Origin of the sequence: Bradyrhizobium sp. 1(2017) (assembly GCF_011602485.2) — a bacterium.
GTDB lineage: Bacteria > Pseudomonadota > Alphaproteobacteria > Rhizobiales > Xanthobacteraceae > Bradyrhizobium.
In genome coordinates this window covers 6,852,594-6,873,043 of sequence record NZ_CP050022.2, presented here as the reverse complement: position 1 = coordinate 6,873,043, position 20,450 = coordinate 6,852,594, and the positions used below count along the sequence as shown (strand labels likewise).

Genomic DNA, 20,450 nt, shown 5'->3' with positions numbered 1-20,450 from the left:
ACCCGTTTGTGACCCAAAGCGGACTGCGGCGAGCAAGAACAAGCTTGACGCAATGGCGGTCATCGCGTCTATCCCCGACATGAGCAAGATTGAAGCAGTTTGCGTCTATTGCGGTTCCTCGCCCGGTCACGACGTTGCCTACGTTGAGGCAGGCGAACGATTGGGACACGCACTTGCTGCATCGGGCCTAACGCTGATCTACGGCGGCGGCACCCATGGCGTGATGGGCGCGGTCGCTCGCGGCACACTGAATCACGGCGGCAAGGTCGGCGCGATCATCCCGAGATTTCTCACGAACTGGGAAACGACGACGGATGCGCTCGGGATGTTCGAAGACTTGACGATCACCGACACCATGCACGAGCGCAAGCACAGAATGTTCGAGCGTTCCGATGCCTTCGTGGCGCTTCCGGGCGGTATCGGTACCGTCGAAGAAATCGTGGAGATCATGACCTGGGCCCAGCTTGGGCAGCACCGTAAGCCGATGGTCCTGGTGAACATCAAGGGTTTTTGGGCGCCTATGATGGCGATGCTGGACCACATACGCAGCGCGGGTTTTCTTCATCGAGACCACCTGCTTCAACCCATTGTGGTCGATCGTGCCGAGGACGTCATCCCCGCGATTGTCGCTGCCGCTGCCAAAGATGGTGCGTCCGAAGGCGGCGTATCGTCGATCATCGACAAGATGTAGATTTCTTCGTCCTCGGGAATGGATGAGGCCGGGAGCTGGAGGTTAGCTCGTGACCCGCAGCGAACTCGGGCGGTATGGGCCTACGCGATCGACATGCTGAGGGGGCCCGGGACCTAGCTCCATACCTGTCTGAGTAGGTCGGCTTGTCAGGGTGGAGCGGAAGCAGCAATCCCCCGCCTCAAGGGCCCAATTTGATCCAACGGCCGCGTCATTGCTCCCGTGGGTACTTGTCGTTCAAAGGCACGGCGGATGCGGCGGCCCCATCGGCGTACCATTTAGTCTGCCAGACTCACCATTGATCTGCGTCAATCCTTTCTCAGTCTCTAGGTGAAGCAATTTCCCTAGCTGGAAGAGACCGGACGGCTACGGCGCAATCATGCCAAAAGCTGCCCGCGAGGGAGGAGACCTCCATGGCTGACCACCTCACCATCTCCATTGAGTGCAATCCTGGATCATCGCCCCTGCCGATCGCCGCGGTCACTCGCCGCTCAATGCTCGGCGGGGCCGGCATCGCGGTTGGCGCCGCTGTGCTTGCATCTACGTCGAGCGTGTCCGGAATCGCTCCGGCCGCGGCGCAGGCTGTGAGCACAGATTCGCGACCGCTCGACGCGGCTTTCAAGCGCCGCGCCTTCGAAGTCCGCGGGGTCTGCGCAAGCAACAACGAGAAAATTCCCGTCGCGCCCCACCCGACAAATGGCGATGAGGCGCGCTACACCAACAAGATAGGTTCGGATTCACGGGGCCTGCCGCACGACAAACGCGGCGAAGTGGCACCAGAGGCATGGCAAGCTCTCTATACTGCTTGCCAGTCGGGCGATCCCGCCGATTTCGAGAAAATCCCGCTCGGCGGCACTCGCAAACTGGTCAATCCCTTGGGCACGCTGGCGGTCAGTCTCTGCGGCATAAACCCTACTCAGATTGGAATACCTCCGGCACCGGCTCTTGCGAGTGCGGAGCGCGCCGGCGAGGCGGTCGAGGTCTATTGGCAATCCCTGCTTCGTGATGTCCCGTTGACCGAGTTGCGCGACGACACTTCCAACCGGGATGTGCTTGCAGCAACAGAGGAGATCAACAAGCTTGCCGATTTCCGAGGGCCGAAGTCTGGGGGGCGGGTCACGCCCGGCACGCTGTTCCGCGCCAATGCGCTTTATTTCGACGCAGGCGACCCGAAGGGCCGCTCCGTCACGCCTCCAGGTGTTTTGGACGGCCCGTTGATCTCGCAGTTCCTGCTCCGGGACGCGCCCTATGCCACACAGTGGATCAGCGCCCAAATTCGTACCGCGTCGCCCGCCAGCGAATTCCTATCCGACTACGATGAGTGGCTGGCGATCCAAAATGGCGCCGCACCGAAGCGCCAGTTGCAGTTCGACGCGACACCGCGATACATCACGACAGCAAGAGATCTCGCAGAGTATATCCACGCGGGTCCTGCACTTGGGTGGGCGGCAGCGCTGCTCCTTGCAACCCCAGGAGGCGGAGCGGATAAGCGCTACTCCGGGATCTATCCGCCGGCTGAGCCCGTGTCCTACCCCTCGAACCCGTATCGGAAATCGAAAACCCAGGGCCCTGGTGGTGGCTCCTTCGGGTTGCCCTACGTCCAGGCACTGCTCGCCACGGGGATCAGTAACTCCGTCCGCGCGTCTTATTGGCAGAAGTATTTCGTGCACCGGGCTGTGCGACCGGAAGCCTACGGCGCTCTGGCGCACCATCGCCTCGCCAATGGCGTGAGCGACTACCCGCTGCATGATGACTTCCTGAAATCGGAAGCCCTCGCTCGCAGCAAGGCCAAATACGGCACTTATCTTTTGTCGCAAACCTATCCGGAGGGCGCGCCCTTCCACTCCACCTATCCCGGCGGGGCCACGAGCGTTGGTGCCGTCACGGCTACCATATTGAAGGCGTTCTTCGACGAGAGCCGCGTCATCGCCAACCCGGTGCAGCCCGATCCGGCTGACCCGACAAGGCTCGTGCCCTATGACGGGCCACCGCTCACGGTCGGCGGAGAGTTGAACAAGCTCGCCGTGAATTTCGGCTTCGGACGGAATTGGGCGGGCATCCACTGGCGTTCCGACGCCTCCGCCTCGATGGCGATCGGTGAGGAGGTGGCTATCTGCATGTTGCGGGACGAGCGCGCTACCCTTCGCGAGCCGTTCGACGGCTTCTCCTTCACGCGTTTCGACGGCAGCCGCGTGACGATCTGACAGCAGGCGGGCGGCGTCCCTGCGTGAGGCGCCGGTGCACCTGAGCGGAAGCGCTTATGCTCGACGCCCTGTCGCGGCGTTAACCATCGCTGACGGTTCCAGCCTGGGCGCGATCGCTTCGAAGTTTCTTAAATTTTGCTGGGTACCTCTCTTGGGCATGGTGACCTGGGGGAAGATATGAGCAAGCGGGCCAAGCGTGGAAAGGCAGAGACGCTCGCACTCCCAATGGCCGCGAGAGTGGCAATCGGCGCCGTGGCCGTGGCCGCATTGGGGTACGGTTTGCTGTCCCGCCCGGCGAGCGTGCAACCGGTTCGGAAACCGTCCGCGCAGGAAGCGCGGGCATCGTCAAGCCCGGTTTACGTGGCACCTCCGGTTCATGCATCAGCGCCAGTTCCGGCTCCAGCTTCAGCTCCGGCTCCGATTCCGGCCCCGGCGCCTCTGGTCGAACCACCAAAGGCTGCCGAGGGTCCCGGAGTTTTTGCCCGGCAGGTGGTTGACTATGCCAGCCGCCAGGCGCCGGGCACCGTGATCATCGATACCGGCAACACATTCCTCTATTTCGTTCTGAACGACAGGCAGGCGATGCGCTACGGCATCGGTGTCGGCCGCGAAGGCTTCACGTGGTCCGGCGAGCAGACCGTGGCCCGTAAAGCCGAATGGCCGGATTGGCATCCGCCGACCGAGATGATCGGGCGTCAGCCTTATCTGCCGCGCTTCATGGCGGGCGGCCCCGGCAATCCGCTCGGCGCGCGCGCGATGTATCTCGGCGACACCGAATATCGCATTCACGGCACCAACAACCCCGCTACGATCGGCAAGCGGGTGTCGTCCGGCTGCATCCGGCTGACCAACGACGACGTCACGGACCTCTATGAGCGGGTGAAGGTCGGCGCGAAGGTGATCGTGCTGCCGGCAAGCGCTGCGCGCCGGCCATCCCAGGGAACGCTGCCCGACGCCGCCTTCCGATCCCCGGAGCCGGCATCGCCGTCGAACCGGCCCTCTGCAGCCAACGCGCTGATGCCGTCGTCCGGACCGAAGATCGCCGAGGCCCGGTAACGCAGTCCTCGATCCCCGGTCTGCGTCCCAATTGCTTTCGTCCCTATCGCTGGGGACAGACGCCGGCCGCGGAGTTCGCTAGTCTATCCCGAAGCACACGAAAGCCGGGAGAGACCGCCCTTGAGCACGGCGCCGCGCATCGACATCGACCCTGCCGCGTTTTGGGCCGACCCCTATCCGATGCTCGCGAAAATGCGCAAGGAGGCGCCGATCGCCTTCGTGCCGCAGCTCGGCTCGACGCTGCTGACGAGCCGCGACGACATCTCGATCTCCGAGAAGCAGATCGACGTGTTCTCGTCCCACCAGCCCGCGGGCCTGATGAACCGGCTGATGGGTCACAACATGATGCGAAAGGACGGCGAGGCGCATCAGGTCGAGCGCCGCGCGATGTTTCCGACGGTGTCGCCGAGGACGGTGAAGGCGCACTGGACCGCGCAGTTTAAGGCCCATGCCGATCGGATCATCGAGGCAATCGAACCGGGCCGGATCGATTTCATGCGCGACTTCGCGCTGCCGTTCTCCGGCGAATGCCTGAAGTCGATCACCGGCCTCACCAATATCGGCTTCGCGGACATGGACGCGTGGTCGCAAGGCATGATCGAGGGCATCGCCAATTATGCCGGCGATCCCGCGGTCGAGGCGCGCTGCCATGCGGCGACCTCAGGCATCGACGCCGCGATCGACGACATCCTGCCGGTGATGCGCAAGAATCCGGACCAGAGCATTCTCGGCGTTCTGCTCGCCTCGGGCATGGCGATGGAGAGCGTGCGCGCAAACGTCAAGCTCGCGATCTCGGGCGGCCAGAACGAGCCGCGCAAGGCCATCGCCGGCACGGTCTGGGCGCTGCTCACCCATCCCGACCAGCTCGATCTGGTCCTGCGCGGCGAGGTATCCTGGCTCCAGGCCTTCGAGGAATACGCCCGCTGGATCTCGCCGATCGGCATGTCGCCGCGGCGCATCGCCAAGCCCTGGACCATCCGCGACGTGTCGTTCGAGCTCGACGAGCGCGTATTCCTGATGTTCGGCTCGGCCAATCGCGACGAGAAGCAATTCGAGCGCGCCGACCGGTTCGACGTGCGGCGTGATACGTCGAAGAGCGTCGCCTTCGGCGCCGGTCCGCATTTCTGCGCCGGCGCCTGGGCCTCGCGCGCCATGATCGCGGATGTCGCGCTGCCCATGGTGCTCGCGCGCGCCGGGCGGGTCGAGATCGCCGATGACGAGGAGGTGCGGATCGGCGGCTGGGCGTTCCGCGGGCTGCAGAACTTGCCGGTACAGTGGCATTAGCTCCGAAGCAGCTGCGACGATGACATCCTGCCACTGTTTTGCCCGACGGGTCAAGTCAATTTCGTGAAATACGAAATGCTTTCGGAGCAAGACCTTGGCTACTGTGCATGGGGTTGTTTTCGCATTTTTTGTTTGAGCCTGCGATTGTCACATTCGCGTGCGGAAAAAATTCGCGCTGCATTCGCTCCGCTGACTGAAATATTAATCATGCGTGCTGCCGCGCGCGCAGTGCGCGCATCGCTATTTTTCCGCACGTCTCGACACCTCCGATAGACCGCACCATCTTTCGAGAAGTGAATGAATGACGGCCGCATGCGGCCGGGAGTGTGGAATGCAGCGTCGGGACTTTCTGAAATTGTCCGTTGGAACCGCGGCCGCCGCCGCGTTCGCATCGCGCGCGAACGCGCAGAGCGCGGTGAAGGAAATTCGTATCGGCTATCAGAAGACAGGCGTGCTGGTCATCGCGCGTCAGCAGGCCGCTCTGGAAAAACATTTCACGCCGCTCGGTATCGACGTGAAATGGATCGAGTTTTCCTCGGGTCCCCCGATGATGGAGGCCATGAATGTCGGCAGCGTCGATTTCGGCGCAGTCGGCGATTCCCCGCCGGTGTTCGCCCAGGCCGCAGGCGCCGCGATCGTCTATGCCGCCGGCCAGCCCATCACCAACGGCCAGGGCATCCTGGTGCCGAAGGATTCGCCGATCCGCACGATTGCCGATCTGAAAGGCAAGCGTATCGGCTTCACCAAGGGCTCCAGCGCGCACAACATCGTGGTGCAGACGCTGGAGAAGGCGGGTCTCACCTATGCCGACATCACGCCGGTCTACCTGACGCCGCCGGATGCGGGGCCCGCCTTTGCCAATGGCAGCATCGAGGCCTGGGCGATCTGGGATCCGTACTTTGCGATCGGCGAGACCAAGCAGAACGGCCGCATCCTGATCAATTCGCGCGAGGTCACCAAGACCAATTCCTTCTACATCGCCAACCGCGCGTTCGCGAAGAGCCATGGGTCCATCCTGCAACAGATCGTCGATGTGACGACCGCGGCGGGCAAATGGGCCGAACAGCATCGCGACGAGGTGGCCAGATCGCTGGCCGCGATCACCGGTGTCCCGCTGGACATCCAGACCTTGGCCGCCAACCGCGCGAATTTCGTGGTCGGCCCGGTCACCGACGACATCGTCGTGACCCAGCAGGGTGTCGCCGACCGCTTCTACAAGCTCGGCCTGATCCCGAAGCCGATCGTCATCCGCGACATCGTCTGGCGCAACCCGGCAGCCTGACCGTGCCGACCAATCTCCCCATTTCAAAAGGTCTAGACATGAGGCGTATCATTCAGCGTCTGATTGCGGCCATCGTGCTGTCGATCGGTATCGTCGCGGCCGCCGTCGGCACGTCCTACGGGCAGGACAAGGTGGTTCGCATCGGCTACCAGAAATACGGCAAGCTGGTGCTGCTCAAGAGCAAGGGCACCCTGGAGCCGAAGCTCGCCGCTGACGGCTACAAGGTGGTGTGGACCGAATTCCCATCCGGGCCGCCGCTGCTCGAGGCCCTCAATGTCGGCGCGATCGATTTCGGCAACACCGGTGAGGCGCCGCCGATCTTCGCGCAGGCCGCCGGCGCGCCGCTCCAGTATGTCGCCTATGAGCCGCCGGCGCCGAAGGGCGAGGCGATCCTCGTGCCGAAGGACAGCCCGCTGAAATCGGTTGCCGACCTCAAGGGCAAGAAGGTCGCGCTCAACAAGGGCTCCAACGTCCACTATCTCCTGGTCAAGGCGCTGGAGAAGGCGGGCGTGAAGTATTCGGAAATCGAGCCGGTGTTCCTGGCACCGGCCGATGCCCGCGCCGCCTTCGAGCGTGGCGCGGTCGATGCCTGGGTGATCTGGGATCCGTTCCAGGCCGCGGCGGAGGCCGCCACCGGCGCCCGCACGCTCTCGGACGGCACCGGCATCGTCGCCAACTACCAGTTCTACTTCTCCTCCAAGAAATTCCTCGACGCCCATCCGAAGATCGTCGACGCCGTGCTCGCCGAGCTCAGCTCAGTCGACGACTGGGCCAGGGGCGACATCCATGCCGTCGCCGAGCAGCTTGCGCCGTCGATCGGTCTCTCGGTGCCCGTCGTCGAGGTGGCTTTGAAGCGGCAGTCCTACGGCATCAAGCCGATCACCGATGCCGTCATTGCCGACCAGCAGCAGGTGGCCGACGCGTTCTTCGCGCTGGGCCTCATCCCCAAATCCATCAAGATCTCCGACGTCGCTCGGAAGTCAGGATCGTGAGCAAGACCATGAGCAAGCAGTCCAACCCCAACATTCTCTGGTTCCTGCCGACCCACGGCGACGGCCGCTATCTCGGCACCGGAATCGGCGGCCGCGAGGTCAACTTCAACTATCTGCGCCAGATCGCGCAGGCCGCCGATCAGCTCGGCTATTTCGGCGTGCTGCTGCCGACCGGGCGATCCTGCGAAGATTCCTGGATCGTTGCGTCCTCGGTCGCGCCCTTCACCGAGCGGCTGCGCTATCTCGTGGCGGTCCGCCCCGGCCTGCAATCGCCGAGCGTTGCGGCACGCATGACCGCGACGCTGGACCGCATCAGCAATGGCCGGCTCCTCGTCAACGTCGTCACCGGCGGCGATCCCGTCGAGAACAAGGGCGACGGCATCTTCCTGTCCCATGACGAGCGCTACGAGGTCACCCGCGAATTCCTTAACGTCTATAGCGACCTGCTCGCCGGCAAGACGGTGAACGTCGAGGGCAAGCATATCCATGTCGAGGGCAGCAAGCTCTTGTTTCCGCCGGTGCAGGCGCCGCGGCCGCCGCTGTATTTTGGCGGCTCGTCCGATGCCGGCATCGACGTCGCGGTCGACACCGTCGACAAATATCTGACCTGGGGCGAGCCGCCTGCGCTGGTCGCCGAGAAGATCGCGAAGGTGAGGGAGGTTGCAGCTGCGCGCGGCAGAAAGCTCTCCTTCGGCATCCGTCTTCACGTGATCGTCCGCGAGACCAATGAGGCGGCCTGGCGCGATGCGAACGAGCTGATCAAGCATGTCAGCGACGAGACCATTGCGCTGGCGCAGAAGAATTTTGCTCGCATGGACTCCGTCGGCCAGCAGCGCATGGCGCAGCTCCACGGCGGCAAGCGCGACAAGCTCGAGATCGCGCCGAACCTGTGGGCCGGCGTCGGCCTCGTGCGCGGCGGTGCCGGCACCGCGTTGGTCGGCGACGCCGAAACGGTCGCGGCCCGCATCAGGGAATATCAGGATCTCGGCATCGATACCTTCATCATGTCGGGCTATCCGCATCTGGAGGAGGCCTACCGCTTCGCCGAGCTGGTGTTCCCGCGGCTCGCGCTGGAGCAGCCGAGCAATGTGACCAAGCTGCATTTCAACGGCGGTCCGTTCGGCGAGACGGTCGGCAGCGACTTCCGTCCGCAGCATCGGGTGTCGCAGTCATGAGCCTGATCGACAGCATCTCGCTTCCGCGCAGCGTCCGTCTGCCGCGCGTCGACGGCCTGATCCAGTGGATCGTGCCGCTCGCCATCATCGCGGTCTGGCAGGTCGCGAGCGTCACCGGCTTCGTGCCGGTTCGCGTGCTGCCGGCGCCGAGCGACGTCGTGCTCGCGGGCTGGAAGCTGCTGCTCTCCGGCGAGCTTGGCCGCAACATCTGGGTCTCGTTCTGGCGCGCCTCGATCGGCTTCCTGATCGGCGGCGGCATCGGTTTCGCCTTCGGGCTCGCCAACGGCCTGTCGCAGCTCTCGGCCAAGCTCACCGACACCACGCTGCAGATGGTGCGCAACGTGCCGCATCTGGCGCTGATCCCGCTGGTCATCCTCTGGTTCGGCATCGACGAGAGCGCAAAACTGTTCCTGGTCGCGCTCGGGGTGTTCTTCCCGATCTATCTCAACACGCTGCACGGCATCCGTACCGTCGACCCGCAGCTGATCGAGATGGGCCGCATCTACGGCATGACCGACAGCGAGCTGTTCCGCCGGGTGATCTTCCCGGGCGCGCTGCCCTCGATCTTCGTCGGCATCCGCTTCGCGCTCGGCATCATGTGGCTGACCCTGATCGTCGCCGAGACCATCGCGGCGTCGTCGGGGCTCGGCTACATGGCGATGCAGGCGCGCGAGTTCATGCTGATCGACGTCGTCGTGCTCTCGATCTTGATCTATGCCCTGCTCGGCAAGCTCGCCGACAGTGCCTCACGCGTGCTGGAGCGCCTGACGCTCTCCTGGCACCCCGCCTTCCAGAAACGTTGAGCAGAAATACTGGGAATCACATGCAGACAGCGCTTCGTACCTCCCTTCCCGAGTCCGAGCTCGGCAGCCGCGCCAATTTCGCGCCGCATGCCCGTGTGGTGCGCGAGGAGCGGGCGGCGCAGACCACCGGACTCCCGCTCAGCATCCGCGGCTTGCGCAAATCCTTCGGCGACAACGAGGTGCTGCGCGGTATCGACCTGCACATCCCCGCCGGCCAGTTCGTCGCCATCGTCGGCAAGAGTGGTTGCGGCAAGAGCACGCTGCTGCGCCTCATCGCCGGTCTGGACAAGATCGACGCCGGCAGCGTCAGCTTCGGCCAGGACATCCAGCCCGAGGACATCCGCGTGATGTTCCAGGAGCCGCGGCTGCTGCCCTGGGCGCGCGTGCTCGCGAATGTCGAGGTCGGTCTCGGCCGCGATCGCGCCTCCACCGATGCGCATGCGCGCGCGGAGAAGGCGCTGACCGAGGTCGGGCTCGCCGACAGGCGCGATCAATGGCCCTCGGTGCTGTCGGGCGGCCAGAAGCAGCGCGTCGCGCTCGGTCGCGCGCTGGTCTCCCGTCCGCGCGTGCTCGCCTTCGACGAGCCGCTCGGCGCGCTGGACGCGCTGACCCGGATTTCGATGCAGCGTCTACTGGAGCGCGTCTGGCGCGACCAGGGCTTTACCGCGATCCTCGTGACCCACGATGTCGCCGAAGCGGTCGCACTGGCGGACCGCGTGCTGGTGATCGAGGAGGGGCGCATCGCCCACGACGTCGTGGTTAACGCCAGCAGGCCCCGCCAGCGCGGTTCGGCCGAGCTTGCCGGCCTCGAAGGCTCGATCCTGAGCCACCTGTTGTCGGCGGACGATCGTACCTAAATAGAGGGAACCCCCGTTCGGGGAGCAACGCCATGAATGTAGTCCCCCGCGATCTCATGACCGAAATACCCGTCTCGTCCGCCGATTTCCGCGGCGCCATGCGCCATCTCACCGGCGGCGTCAGCATCATCACCGCCGGGCGGGGCAAGGACATCAGCGGCATGACCGTGACCTCGGTGACCTCCCTGTCGGTCGAACCGCCGACGCTGCTGGTCAGCATCAACCGGGACGCCTCGTCCTTCCCATTGATCCGCCGCTACGGCGCCTTCGGCGTGAACATCCTCAATGCCGATCAGCTCGATGTCGCCGAACGCTTTGCGGGGAAGGGCGGACTGAAGGGCGCCGACCGCTTTGCAGGCAACCATTGGGTGACATCCGTCTCGGGCGTTCCGCTGCTGGTCGATGCCTTGTCGGCTGTCGATTGCGAGGTCGAGGAGATCGTCGAGCGACACTCGCACGGCATCGTCATCGGTCGTGTCAGGGACGTCAGGAACTCGCCCCGCACCGCGGCGCTGGCCTATTGGCACGGCCAGTATGTGGCGGTCGACCAGGACGAGGACGCGGTTAGGCTGGCGGACGTCAGCGTTCCCGCACGCAGCCGCCGGGGCGGTTGATCGCCGCCGTTCCCTCCCGCAAGGCTGGCCTTTTTCGCGTCATCGCTCTAGAAGCAGCTCGGCCTTTCCACCGGACGGCAACGGAGCGGAACGATGAAGCGCGTCGCAACCTGGGCCTTCTACGCCGTCGGCGCGCTCGCGATCGTTTATCTGGCGCTCTACGCTTACGCGATGTTCTCGGGCTCGCCGATCGTGCCGGGCGACCCCATCCACATCTTCCGCAAGCCCGACGCGCCGAGTTATTCGTGAAACTTGGCAGGTCTCGTAGGGTGGGCAAAGGCGCACTTGCGCCGTGCCCACCATCTTTCCACGATGATAGAACTGGTGAGCACGCTTCGCTTTGCCCACCCTACGGCAGCTACGAACTCACCCCCGCAAGATCGCCAGCGCGAGGGCCTGTGCGCGCGGCACGATGCTGTCGACCTCGAGATATTCCTCCGGCGTATGCGCGAGCCCGCCGACGGGGCCAAGGCCGCAGATGGTCGGCGTGCCCACCGCGGCGGTGAAGCCGGAATCGGCGCAGCCGCCGGAGAACTCGCCCTGCAGCGTGGTGAGGCCCGCATCCTTTGCAGCGGCCTGATAGGTCTCGAACAGCGCCTTCGAATCCGCGCTCTGCACCACTGGCACGAACTCGCCCTTGATCGACAGCGTCGCGCTGGTGCCCGGCACGCGGGACGTCGCGATGATCGTCTCGATCGCAGCCATGATCCGCGCACGATCGGCCGGATCGACGTAGCGCAGATCGATCTGGCCCTCGGCGTAAGGCGCCGTGGTGTTGACGGACTGCCCGCCCGAGACCAGCCCGACATTGAGGGTGATGCCCTTGTCGAGATCGGTCAGCGCGTGGATCTGCACGATCTTGTGCGCGAGCTCGCCGATCGCGCTGACGCCGGCGGCGAAATTGGCGCCGGAATGCGCGGCCTTTCCGGTGATGGCCATGTGCATGAAGATGCCGCCCTTGCGCCCCGTGACGACATTGCCGGTGGGGCGGCCCGGCTCGGAGTTGAACACGGCGCGCGCGCTGCGTCCCTCGCGCTCGATCACGGGCCGCGAAGAGGGCGATCCGATCTCCTCGTCCGAGGTGATCAGCACCTTGATCGGATGCGGGTTGCCGCCGAATTTGTGGAAGGCGGTGGCCACGAACACGTTCATGACCAGGCCGGACTTCATGTCGGCGACGCCGGGCCCATAGGCGCGCCCGTCCCGGATCGTGAACGGACGCCGCCCGGCCTCGCCCTTGCCGAACACGGTGTCGCGATGCCCCATCAACAGCACCGGCTTCTCGTTGCTGCCGGGCTTTGCGACCTCGGCGTGGATGGCGTCGCCAAAGGTGCCGTGGCTTTCGCGCCGGCAGGAAATGCCGTGCTCGGCAAAATGCCGCTCGAACCGCGCCCCGACCGCATCGACGCCTTCCTTGTCGTAGGACCCGGAATCGATGTCCACGACGTCGCGCAAGAGATCGATCATGGCCTGCCGCTGCGACGCGAGCCAGTCCGTGATTTGGGCTTCAGACATATTCATCCTCGCGTGGTTCTCACGCGGGGTTATAGGGCCTCGCGCAGGCGCGACCTAGTCGCCGGATGCGGTCCGGCCATGTGTTCGGCGCTCCAAAGGCAACCAGCCTACCGCCTTGGCTGCGCCATTGCTTCAACACCGCGAAGCTGCGTCGCGACGGTCAACGCACCGATCTTTCGGCCCATGTCCTTGCCGACCTCGGTCGAGAACCGGTAGTGAAAGCCGGCCCAGATGCGCGCATTGGAGACTTCGTCGCTATAGTCCTGCAGCCGTGACCATTTGCGCGTGACCCCCGGGGCCGTCGGGCTGGTCAGAGAGAACTCGCCGAAATCTCCGACGACAGTCTGGAGCACGGTCGAGATCGCGGCCGAGGTGATGCAGTGCGCGCAGGGATACTCCGGATGCATCGGCGTGTCCCCGAGCGGCAGCCAGGACGGATCGCGCGGCGTCGCCGCATTCGAGGTCAGATCGGCGTTGCGTATGGCCGTGATCGGACGCCAGAAATTGTAGTGATACTTGGCCTCGAACACGGCGACGATGGCATCGTTGCCGCTCATCGACGTCAGGGCGAACAGGCGGGCGCAGTCGACGAGATCCATGCTCTTGGCCATTGCCGCCTGCCTCACGATGGGATTGTAGGTGCGGGCGCCGACGAAGAACCAGAAGCGGCCGATCGTGGTTTGCTCAGGCGTGCGGGTCGGGCTGCCGCGGCCGCCGACCTCGCGGATTTCGTTGATGTCCTTGGTCCAGACCTCTGAATCCAGCGCCGGCGGCGGTCCGGGACGGAACTGCGATCCAGACGTCATCACCCATGGCGTTGTCGCGCCCGTGGTCTGGAACAGCGGAACGGCGGTCGGAACATAGACGCCCGCTGTGGTCAGGGGGCGGTACGTTTCAACCGCGTTGCTGCCATCCTTCGCACGAAGCTGGATGATCTGCGCCGCGGCGTCTTTCCCGAGCGCGATGCCGGCGGTCCTGGATTCGCCCTCGGCAATCGGCGCCAGCGAGCTCGTCAGCGCCGTATCCAGATCCGGCTTGATATCCGGATAGATCGACAGCAGCACGTCGTGAGCCGCAACCGCCGCTGCGGCCTCCCGCGAGGTCGAGCGCTCCGCGGACAACGCGAGCTTGTAAGGCGTGTAGCGGCGGTCGATCGCGTTGACGGCCTCGAACATCGCCACGTGCATCATGGTCAGGGCGCGGCTGTGCGGCGCCGGCGGAATTTGCTTCTCGGCAGCGATCGCGTCGGCCTTTGCATTCCAGTCCATGATCACGTCGGCGCGTGCAAGCGGCGCCGTGGCTGCGATCAGTATTGCAATCAGCGATAGGCGGGAAATCGTCCACGAAGTGTATTTCATGGCTTGCCCTTTCGAGTTGAAGGACGTGTGCGCGAAGGCGGATGCGGTCTCTGACCGTTCGCGTCGCTGCAAATTCTACCGAGCCTGATGCGGATCGATAGTGAACTGCTTCACTCGCATCGCGCCCTGACGGCGAATACTGGAATTACCCCATCCGGCATAATAGTTGCGATCGAGATGGGTAGGCCTGGCTTACCGTTCGCGCAGCATTTCGGAGTCGGTTATAGTCGGGCCAAGCTGCCAGTTGGACGTGCCGAAGTCCGTAACTCGCTTTTCAAGGCAGCTCGCGTGCCGTCGGCAGGCGGTGCCTTGCTCTCGCTCGGAGGGCTCTTTCCAAAACGACAGGTGTCGTCGCTCTAACTTCGACGGAGAGAAAACATGCCGCTGTTCATCTCATACGTCTCATACTCAAATTCCGGCATCAAGGGATTGGTCGACAAGCCGTCCGATCGCAGCGCGGTCATCGGACCGATGATCGAAAAAGCCGGCGGAAAGCTCCAGGGAGCGTTCATGACAACAGGCGCACATGACGCGCTCGTCGTTGCGGAGTTCCCCGATGGAGCCGATGCTGTCGCCCTCGGAATGGCGGCCGCGGCGAGCGGCGCCATCGCCAAGATCGAAACCGTACGCGCTTGGAAGATGAGTGAGTTCAAGAGCGTCGCGGAAAAGGCCGCGAAGCTTACAAGCGTCTACGTTCCGCCTGGCAAGTAGCCTGGTGCGAGCGTGGCGCCGCCATGAGGCGAGACACTCGGTGGCGGTGGCCGGGCTCGTCCCGGCCACTCGCACGCTTCATGTGAATGCCCGGGTGGGCTTGACGAGATCGAGGAGCTGTTTGCTCATCCCATGGCCGGCATGCGCGGATACTCGCCCGGCGTGCCCGCCGGTGTAATCGGGATGCCGCCATCGGCGTATTCGTTGAGCTTGTTGCGCAGCGTGCGGATCGAGATGCCGAGAATGTTGGCGGCATGGGTGCGGTTGCCGAGGCAATGCTTCAGCGTCTCCAGGATCAGGTCGCGCTCGACATCGGCCACGGTGCGTCCCACGAGCGCGCGCGTGACCTGCTCGGCGGCCATGGTTGCATGCGCCACCGCCGGTGCCGTCTTGGCGAGGTCGAGCCGGTCACCGTCGGGTGTGATGATCGCGTCGGGGCCGATCTCGTCGCCCTGCGCCATCAGCACCGCACGATGCATGGTGTTCTCGAGCTCGCGGACGTTGCCCTGCCAGCGGTTGGTGGAGAGCACGCGGCGCGCCTCCGCCGAGATCGGGCGCATCGGCACGCCGTTGGCCTCGGCATATTTCTTCACGAAATGCTGGGCCAGCTCGAGAATGTCGGCGGGGCGCTCGCGCAGCGGCGGGATCTTCAGGTTCACGACGTTGAGGCGGAACAGCAGATCCTCGCGGAAGGTGCCTTCGCGCACGGCCTCGGCGAGGTTGCGGTTCGAGGTCGCGATGATGCGGATGTCCACCGGCACCGGCTTGGTGCCGCCGACGCGGTCGATCACGCGCTCCTGGATGGCGCGCAAGAGCTTGGATTGCAGGCGGACGTCCATCTCCGAGATTTCGTCGAGCAGCAGCGTGCCGCCGGTCGCCTCCTCGAACTTGCCGATACGGCGGGCGACCGCGCCGGTGAAAGCGCCCTTCTCGTGGCCGAACAGCTCGGATTCCAGCAGATGCTCGGGGATCGCGGCGCAGTTGATCGAGATGAACGGACGCTTGGCGCGTGCCGAGCGGGTGTGGACATAGCGCGCCAGCACTTCCTTGCCGGTGCCGGATTCGCCGGTGACCATCACCGAGGCGTCGGAGCCCGCGATCTGCTGGGCGAGCTTGATCACGCGCGCCATGGCCTCGTCGCGGTAGACCAGCTCGCGGGAATCGTTGGCGACGGCAGCCAGCACCGCGGCGATCAGCTCCGGCTCCGGCGGCAGCGGGATGTATTCCTTGGCGCCGGCATGGATCGCGGCGACCGCGGCGCGGGCGTCGTTGGTGATGCCGCAGGCGACGATCGGCGCGTGGATGTGTTCGGCTTCCAGCCGCATCACGAGATCGCGGATGTCGAGCGCGACGTCGACCAGCAGCAGGTCGGCGCCCTTGCCGCTGCGCAAGACACGCATGGCCTGCTCGTGATCCTCGGCATGGGTCACGGTGGCGCCGTTCTCCATCGCGATCTTGGTGGCGGTGGTGAGCTGGCCCTTCAATGTGCCAACGATGAGAAGCCGCATGTCAGTCTCCTGTCCGTCTGTTCGCGCTGCCGCGCGTCATTCCCGTGTATTGGCTAGCCGCGTTCGGTCTTGATGATTTCCGTCATGGTCACGCCGAGCTTGTCCTCGACCAGCACCACCTCGCCGCGGGCGACGAGACGGTTGTTGACGTAGATGTCGATGGCCTCGCCGACGCGCCGGTCGAGCTCGAGCACGGTGCCGGGCCCGAGCTTCAACAGCTCGCCCACGTCCATCTTGGAGCGGCCGAGCACGGCCGAGACCTGCACCGGCACGTCGAACACGGCTTCGAGGTCGGCCGCAACGCGTGCCGCATATTCGTCCTCGTTGTAGCCGACATCGGTGCCGGCAGGCGGCATCGGGCCGTTGAGATCGGGCAGCGGGACCTGTCCGTCGGTGTCGCTCATGGCTTAATTCCCCCTGCGGGACGCGATGTAGCGTCCGACCATTTCGTCGATCTTGGCCGCGATGGCGTTGCGCTCCAGCACGACGCCGCCATCGGCCCATTCGATCCGGCAGTCGCCGGTGGCAATCTCCGGCTCGGCCAGGATCACCAGCCGGCCCTCGAAACCGCTCTGCTTCGCGAGCCGCTCGATCTTGTCGCGCGCGGCGTCGTAGAGCGCGTCGTTGATGCGGACGACGAGATGCGGCGTCGCCACCAGATGCGAGAAGCAGTCCTTGACCAGCGCCATGACCTCGCCGAGCGGCTCGGCCGCGACCAGATCGGCGCACAGCTTGCGGGCGACGGCAACCGCGACCTCGACGGCCTCGGTCTCCATCTTGGTTTCGATGTTGCCGATGCCGGAGGCGACACCGCGAACTGAGATGTTGATTTCTTCCATGGCGAGCGCGACGCGGCGGTCGCTCTCCGCCTTGGCCTCGCGCTGCCCGGCGGCAAAGCCGTCCTGATAGGCGCGGGCCTCGGCCTCCGCGACCTTCTGGGCGATCTCATCCGCGGTCGCGCCCTTCTCGCGCGTGCGCTCGGGCGCCGCGAAGTCGGTATCGAACAGGAATTTGGCCGGAGCGCCCATCAGTACACCAGCTCGTCGTCGGCGCGGTTCTTGGTCAGCATGATCTCGCCCTTGGCGGCGAGGTCCTTGGCGAGGTTGACGAGCAGCGCCTGGGCCTCGTCGACGTCGCGCAGACGGACCGGGCCCATCGCCGCCATGTCGTCCTGGAGCATCTTGGCTGCGCGCGAGGACATGTTGCCGAAGAAGAAGTTGCGGACGTCCTCGTTGGCGCTCTTGAGCGCGACGCCGAGCTTGTCCTTGTCGACGTTGCGCATCAAGGTCTGGGCCGAGCCGGAATCCAGCTTCACGAGGTCGTCGAAGGTGAACATCAGCGCCTTGATGCGCTCGGCCGATTCACGATTGTCCTCTTCCAGCGAGGTGATGAAACGGGTTTCGGTCTGGCGGTCGAAATTGTTGAAGATTTCCGCCATCACCTCGTGGGCATCACGGCGGCGGGTCTGCGACAGGTTGGACATGAATTCGGTGCGCAGCGTCTTCTCCACGCTCTCGATCACCTCCTTCTGCACCGCCTCCATCTTCAGCATGCGGTTGATGACGTCGAGCGCGAGCTCTTCGGGGAGGATGCCGAGCACGCGGGCGGCATGCTCCGACTTCAACTTCGACAGCACCACGGCGATGGTCTGCGGGTATTCGTTCTTGAGGTAGTTGGCGAGCACCTCTTCCTGCACGTTGGAGAGCTTCTCCCACATGTTGCGGCCGGCGGGGCCGCGGATCTCGTCCATGATGCCGTTGACGCGCTCCGGCGGCAGGTACTGCTGGAGCAGGCGCTCGGTGGCGTCGAAATTGCCCATCAGCGCGCCCGAGGCCGACATGCGCGAGACGAATTCGAGCAGCATGTCCTCGACGGTGTCGACCTCGACGGTGCCGAGCGTCGACATCTCCAGCGAGAGCTGGCGCACCTCGTCGTCGTCGAGCAGCGACCAGATCTTGCCGCCATATTGCTCGCCCAGCGCCAGCATCAGGATCGCGGCACGCTTCGGGCCGGCCAGTGCGTCGGACTTGGCGCCGCCCGCACGATTGCCGGCACGCTGGCCCAGCGTGGAGATCACGCTGGTGATGTCGTTCGAGTTGGCGTTCTGCAGATTGGCGGCCATGTCAGATCACTTCTTGATTCACTGGCTAGGTTACTTGGCTGGGTTGCTTGGCTAAGTTGCTTGGCTTCGATTACTTGGCGGGCTCGGTGAGCCACTGGCGGATGATGGCGACGGTTTCGTTGGGGTTGCGCTCGGCGAGTTCGCCGACGCGGTGAACGGACTGGGCGTGGACCTGGCCCTGGATGGTGGCGACGTCGATCGCGCTGGCGGCTCCGCTCGGCAGTAGCGGCTGGGCGGGTGCCGTGGACTCTTCGGACGCCGCCGGGCCGGTGAGCACGCCCGAGATGGCGGCGGCGACTTCGTCGGAGGCGAGGATGCGCTTGACCAGCGGGCGGATCACCAGGAACAGCACGACGAGGCCCAGCAGCATCATCACGCCGAGCTCGACGAAGTACATGACGTCGTCCTTGGTGAACTGCAGCATGCCGAGGAAGCCCGAGGGTTCGCCGACCGGGGCGGAGGAGGGCGCGTCCGCAAAGCGGAGGTTGACGACCTCGACCTGGTCGCCGCGCTTCTGGTCGAAGCCGATCGCCGAGCGCACCAGCGCGGCGATGCGGTCGAGCTGCTCCTTGGTGCGGTCCTGATAGGCGAGCTCGCCCTTCTCGTTCTTGGAATAGATGCCGTCGACCAGCACCGCGACTGAGATGCGGTTGACCCGGCCGGCCTCGGTCACCTCGGTCTTGGTGGTGCGGGAGATCTCGTAATTGTTGGTCTCCTCGCTCTTCTTGCTCTGGTCCTTGGGCGCGACGCCGTTGTTCTGCTGGTTGCCGGGCAGCTCGTTGTTGACCGTGACCTGGCCAGTGTTGTCGGCGGTCATGCTCTGCTCTTCGCGGGTCTGGCTCGAGCGCAGCACGCGGCCTTCGGGATCGAACTTGTCCGAGGTCTGGGTGATCTTGTTGAAGTCGAAATCGGCGGCGAGCTGCACGCGGGCGCGGCCCGAGCCGACCACGGAGGAGACGATGTCCTCGACCTGCTTTCGCATCCGCTTCTCGAAGGCGATGCGACGCTCGTCGCCGACCGCCTGCTCCGGATCGGTCTGGGCGCCGTCGGCCAGGAGCTGGCCGGCCTCGTCGACGATCGAGACCCGCTGCGGCTTCAGCCCGTTGACGGCGGAGGCGACGAGATGGCGGATGGCGCGGATCTGCTGGGCTTCCAGCGAGCCACGGACGCGGACCACGATCGAGGCCGACGGCTCCGGCGCCTCGCGGGAGAACAGCGGCCGCTCGGGCAGCACCAGATGGACGCGGGCGGCCTGGATACGGTCGATGGCGCGGATGGTGCGGGCGAGCTCGCCCTCCAGCGCGCGCAAATGATTGATGTTCTGGACGAAAGAGGTGGTGCCGAGCGCGTCCGACTTGTCGAACACCTCGTAGCCGACGCCGCCGCCCTTGGGCAGGCCGCCCTCGGCAAGCTTCATCCGCAGGCGCGTGACCTTGTCCTTGGGCACCATGATGATGGAGCCCTCATTGCGGATCTCGAACTGGATGCCCTGGCGCTCCAGATCCTTGATGATGCTGGAGGAGTCCTCGACGCTGAGGTCGGTGAACAGCGTCGTCATCTGCGGCGTGGTGACGCGCATGATGACGAACGCGAAAAAGCCGATGAGCGCGGCGGTGACCGCGATCATGGCCCCAAACCGGGCGGCGCCGATACTTTTTAAGAAGTCCGCAAGACCTTGCAAGCAACCGCCCCAACAGATTCGGCCGCTTTCACTGGAAGGGCCGAGTGGGCAATTATTGCCTAGGTGATGGTTTCGATATGGTTAACGAAGGTTAAGAGGTCGGACAAAAGTCAACATCATGAAAAATCGGCCCCGCAGCGCGAGGCCGATTTTCGTCAAAAGCCGCAGATTTCCGGATCGCCTACTGGCGATATTGCTGGATGCGGGTGGTTCGAAGACCCGCCAGACCGTGCTGGTCGATGGAAAACTGCCAGGAAAGGAATTCGTCAACCGTCAGGGTGTATCGGCTGCAGGCCTCCTCGAGGGAGAGAAGTCCGCCACGCACAGCGGCGACGACCTCGGCCTTGCGGCGGATGACCCAGCGTTTGGTGCCGGGGGCAGGCAGATCCGCAATCGTCAACGGACTGCCGTCCGGCCCGATGACGTATTTTACCCTCGGGCGATGGGGTTCTGTCATGGCGTACTCACAAACTCTCAACCACTGAACTCACGCCATGACCCTACGCCCCGCGGCTTAAAAATCCGCTAAGCCTAAGGCTTCAATACAATTCTCGTTGAAACTGGCGGGAACGCGATCGGCCCGGGGCGCCGAAAACGCGA

At 64.7% G+C, this 20,450-nt stretch carries 20 protein-coding genes; 12 read left to right on the top strand and 8 right to left on the bottom strand.

What is annotated here, in order from left to right; genetic code table 11:
• Positions 1 to 79 precede the first annotated feature (79 nt).
• The 11 genes from HAP40_RS32575 to HAP40_RS32525 all read left to right on the top strand — a co-directional run bounded on the left by HAP40_RS32575 (position 80) and on the right by HAP40_RS32525 (position 11,204).
• The gene (locus HAP40_RS32575) at positions 80 to 691 is read left to right on the top strand and encodes a TIGR00730 family Rossman fold protein (RefSeq protein ID WP_166819249.1); all 612 of its coding nucleotides are present in this window, start codon (positions 80 to 82) and stop codon (positions 689 to 691) included.
• Between the two features lie 410 nt (positions 692 to 1,101).
• On the top strand, positions 1,102 to 2,892 hold the full coding sequence (locus tag HAP40_RS32570) for a vanadium-dependent haloperoxidase (RefSeq protein WP_166813560.1): 1,791 nt from the start codon (positions 1,102 to 1,104) through the stop codon (positions 2,890 to 2,892).
• 177 nt (positions 2,893 to 3,069) lie between these two features.
• Positions 3,070 to 3,948 carry a L,D-transpeptidase gene (locus tag HAP40_RS32565; protein ID WP_166813562.1) on the top strand — a complete coding sequence of 293 codons (879 nt, stop codon included), beginning with the start codon at positions 3,070 to 3,072 and terminating at the stop codon, positions 3,946 to 3,948.
• A 120-nt stretch (positions 3,949 to 4,068) separates the two neighbouring features.
• Complete coding sequence (locus HAP40_RS32560; RefSeq protein ID WP_166813564.1) at positions 4,069 to 5,232, top strand: cytochrome P450; 1,164 nt, start codon at positions 4,069 to 4,071, stop codon at positions 5,230 to 5,232.
• A gap of 331 nt (positions 5,233 to 5,563) precedes the next feature.
• Positions 5,564 to 6,514 carry a sulfonate ABC transporter substrate-binding protein gene (locus HAP40_RS32555; protein WP_166813566.1) on the top strand — a complete coding sequence of 317 codons (951 nt, stop codon included), beginning with the start codon at positions 5,564 to 5,566 and terminating at the stop codon, positions 6,512 to 6,514.
• Between the two features lie 38 nt (positions 6,515 to 6,552).
• Positions 6,553 to 7,506 (top strand): sulfonate ABC transporter substrate-binding protein, encoded by a 954-nt coding sequence (locus HAP40_RS32550; protein ID WP_166813568.1) that lies wholly within the window; start codon positions 6,553 to 6,555, stop codon positions 7,504 to 7,506.
• Between the two features lie 8 nt (positions 7,507 to 7,514).
• The gene (gene ssuD, locus HAP40_RS32545) at positions 7,515 to 8,681 is read left to right on the top strand and encodes an FMNH2-dependent alkanesulfonate monooxygenase (RefSeq protein WP_166819250.1); all 1,167 of its coding nucleotides are present in this window, start codon (positions 7,515 to 7,517) and stop codon (positions 8,679 to 8,681) included.
• A complete protein-coding gene (locus tag HAP40_RS32540) occupies positions 8,678 to 9,484 on the top strand; it encodes an ABC transporter permease subunit (protein ID WP_166813570.1) in 807 nt (268 codons plus the stop codon). The genes ssuD and HAP40_RS32540 overlap by 4 nt, the downstream gene beginning before the upstream one ends.
• A 20-nt stretch (positions 9,485 to 9,504) precedes the next feature.
• Complete coding sequence (locus HAP40_RS32535; protein WP_166813572.1) at positions 9,505 to 10,341, top strand: ATP-binding cassette domain-containing protein; 837 nt, start codon at positions 9,505 to 9,507, stop codon at positions 10,339 to 10,341.
• Between the two features lie 32 nt (positions 10,342 to 10,373).
• A complete protein-coding gene (locus HAP40_RS32530; RefSeq protein WP_166813574.1) occupies positions 10,374 to 10,955 on the top strand; it encodes a flavin reductase family protein in 582 nt (193 codons plus the stop codon).
• A gap of 93 nt (positions 10,956 to 11,048) precedes the next feature.
• On the top strand, positions 11,049 to 11,204 hold the full coding sequence (locus HAP40_RS32525; protein ID WP_166813576.1) for a hypothetical protein: 156 nt from the start codon (positions 11,049 to 11,051) through the stop codon (positions 11,202 to 11,204).
• Positions 11,205 to 11,321: 117 nt separating this feature from the next.
• Here HAP40_RS32525 and HAP40_RS32520 read toward each other — a convergent pair whose 3' ends face one another.
• The gene (locus HAP40_RS32520; protein ID WP_166813578.1) at positions 11,322 to 12,470 is read right to left on the bottom strand and encodes a M20 family metallopeptidase; all 1,149 of its coding nucleotides are present in this window, start codon (positions 12,468 to 12,470) and stop codon (positions 11,322 to 11,324) included.
• Between the two features lie 107 nt (positions 12,471 to 12,577).
• Positions 12,578 to 13,828 carry a vanadium-dependent haloperoxidase gene (locus HAP40_RS32515; protein WP_166813580.1) on the bottom strand — a complete coding sequence of 417 codons (1,251 nt, stop codon included), beginning with the start codon at positions 13,826 to 13,828 and terminating at the stop codon, positions 12,578 to 12,580.
• A gap of 378 nt (positions 13,829 to 14,206) precedes the next feature.
• On the opposite strand from HAP40_RS32515, the gene HAP40_RS32510 reads away from it, so the two are divergent.
• Complete coding sequence (locus tag HAP40_RS32510; RefSeq protein ID WP_166813582.1) at positions 14,207 to 14,539, top strand: GYD domain-containing protein; 333 nt, start codon at positions 14,207 to 14,209, stop codon at positions 14,537 to 14,539.
• Positions 14,540 to 14,664: 125 nt separating this feature from the next.
• Here the strand turns inward: HAP40_RS32510 and HAP40_RS32505 are convergent, their stop codons facing one another.
• The 6 genes from HAP40_RS32505 to HAP40_RS32480 all read right to left on the bottom strand — a co-directional run bounded on the left by HAP40_RS32505 (position 14,665) and on the right by HAP40_RS32480 (position 20,307).
• Positions 14,665 to 16,047 carry a sigma-54 interaction domain-containing protein gene (locus tag HAP40_RS32505; RefSeq protein ID WP_166813584.1) on the bottom strand — a complete coding sequence of 461 codons (1,383 nt, stop codon included), beginning with the start codon at positions 16,045 to 16,047 and terminating at the stop codon, positions 14,665 to 14,667.
• A 53-nt stretch (positions 16,048 to 16,100) separates the two neighbouring features.
• Positions 16,101 to 16,451: a flagellar motor switch protein FliN gene (gene fliN / locus HAP40_RS32500; protein WP_091888362.1), complete on the bottom strand. Its 351-nt coding sequence runs from the start codon at positions 16,449 to 16,451 to the stop codon at positions 16,101 to 16,103.
• A 3-nt stretch (positions 16,452 to 16,454) separates the two neighbouring features.
• Positions 16,455 to 17,075 (bottom strand): FliH/SctL family protein, encoded by a 621-nt coding sequence (locus HAP40_RS32495; protein WP_166813586.1) that lies wholly within the window; start codon positions 17,073 to 17,075, stop codon positions 16,455 to 16,457.
• Complete coding sequence (gene fliG, locus HAP40_RS32490; protein WP_166813588.1) at positions 17,075 to 18,169, bottom strand: flagellar motor switch protein FliG; 1,095 nt, start codon at positions 18,167 to 18,169, stop codon at positions 17,075 to 17,077. The genes HAP40_RS32495 and fliG overlap by 1 nt, the downstream gene beginning before the upstream one ends.
• A gap of 70 nt (positions 18,170 to 18,239) precedes the next feature.
• On the bottom strand, positions 18,240 to 19,850 hold the full coding sequence (fliF, locus tag HAP40_RS32485) for a flagellar basal-body MS-ring/collar protein FliF (RefSeq protein ID WP_166813590.1): 1,611 nt from the start codon (positions 19,848 to 19,850) through the stop codon (positions 18,240 to 18,242).
• Between the two features lie 181 nt (positions 19,851 to 20,031).
• Positions 20,032 to 20,307 carry a DUF1153 domain-containing protein gene (locus HAP40_RS32480; protein WP_002714638.1) on the bottom strand — a complete coding sequence of 92 codons (276 nt, stop codon included), beginning with the start codon at positions 20,305 to 20,307 and terminating at the stop codon, positions 20,032 to 20,034.
• Positions 20,308 to 20,450 lie beyond the last annotated feature (143 nt).

Bases quoted from the DNA above. Each gene is read 5' to 3' on its own strand.
- HAP40_RS32575 (WP_166819249.1), top strand. From the start codon at position 80: ATGAGCAAGATTGAAGCAGTTTGCGTCTATTGCGGTTCCTCGCCCGGT.
- HAP40_RS32570 (WP_166813560.1), top strand. From the start codon at position 1,102: ATGGCTGACCACCTCACCATCTCCATTGAGTGCAATCCTGGATCATCG.
- HAP40_RS32565 (WP_166813562.1), top strand. From the start codon at position 3,070: ATGAGCAAGCGGGCCAAGCGTGGAAAGGCAGAGACGCTCGCACTCCCA.
- HAP40_RS32555 (WP_166813566.1), top strand. From the start codon at position 5,564: ATGCAGCGTCGGGACTTTCTGAAATTGTCCGTTGGAACCGCGGCCGCC.
- HAP40_RS32550 (WP_166813568.1), top strand. From the start codon at position 6,553: ATGAGGCGTATCATTCAGCGTCTGATTGCGGCCATCGTGCTGTCGATC.
- ssuD (WP_166819250.1), top strand. From the start codon at position 7,515: ATGAGCAAGCAGTCCAACCCCAACATTCTCTGGTTCCTGCCGACCCAC.
- HAP40_RS32540 (WP_166813570.1), top strand. From the start codon at position 8,678: ATGAGCCTGATCGACAGCATCTCGCTTCCGCGCAGCGTCCGTCTGCCG.
- HAP40_RS32535 (WP_166813572.1), top strand. From the start codon at position 9,505: ATGCAGACAGCGCTTCGTACCTCCCTTCCCGAGTCCGAGCTCGGCAGC.
- HAP40_RS32530 (WP_166813574.1), top strand. From the start codon at position 10,374: ATGAATGTAGTCCCCCGCGATCTCATGACCGAAATACCCGTCTCGTCC.
- HAP40_RS32525 (WP_166813576.1), top strand. From the start codon at position 11,049: ATGAAGCGCGTCGCAACCTGGGCCTTCTACGCCGTCGGCGCGCTCGCG.
- HAP40_RS32520 (WP_166813578.1), bottom strand. From the start codon at position 12,470: ATGTCTGAAGCCCAAATCACGGACTGGCTCGCGTCGCAGCGGCAGGCC.
- HAP40_RS32515 (WP_166813580.1), bottom strand. From the start codon at position 13,828: ATGAAATACACTTCGTGGACGATTTCCCGCCTATCGCTGATTGCAATA.
- HAP40_RS32510 (WP_166813582.1), top strand. From the start codon at position 14,207: ATGCCGCTGTTCATCTCATACGTCTCATACTCAAATTCCGGCATCAAG.
- HAP40_RS32505 (WP_166813584.1), bottom strand. From the start codon at position 16,047: ATGCGGCTTCTCATCGTTGGCACATTGAAGGGCCAGCTCACCACCGCC.
- fliN (WP_091888362.1), bottom strand. From the start codon at position 16,451: ATGAGCGACACCGACGGACAGGTCCCGCTGCCCGATCTCAACGGCCCG.
- HAP40_RS32495 (WP_166813586.1), bottom strand. From the start codon at position 17,075: ATGGGCGCTCCGGCCAAATTCCTGTTCGATACCGACTTCGCGGCGCCC.
- fliG (WP_166813588.1), bottom strand. From the start codon at position 18,169: ATGGCCGCCAATCTGCAGAACGCCAACTCGAACGACATCACCAGCGTG.
- HAP40_RS32480 (WP_002714638.1), bottom strand. From the start codon at position 20,307: ATGACAGAACCCCATCGCCCGAGGGTAAAATACGTCATCGGGCCGGAC.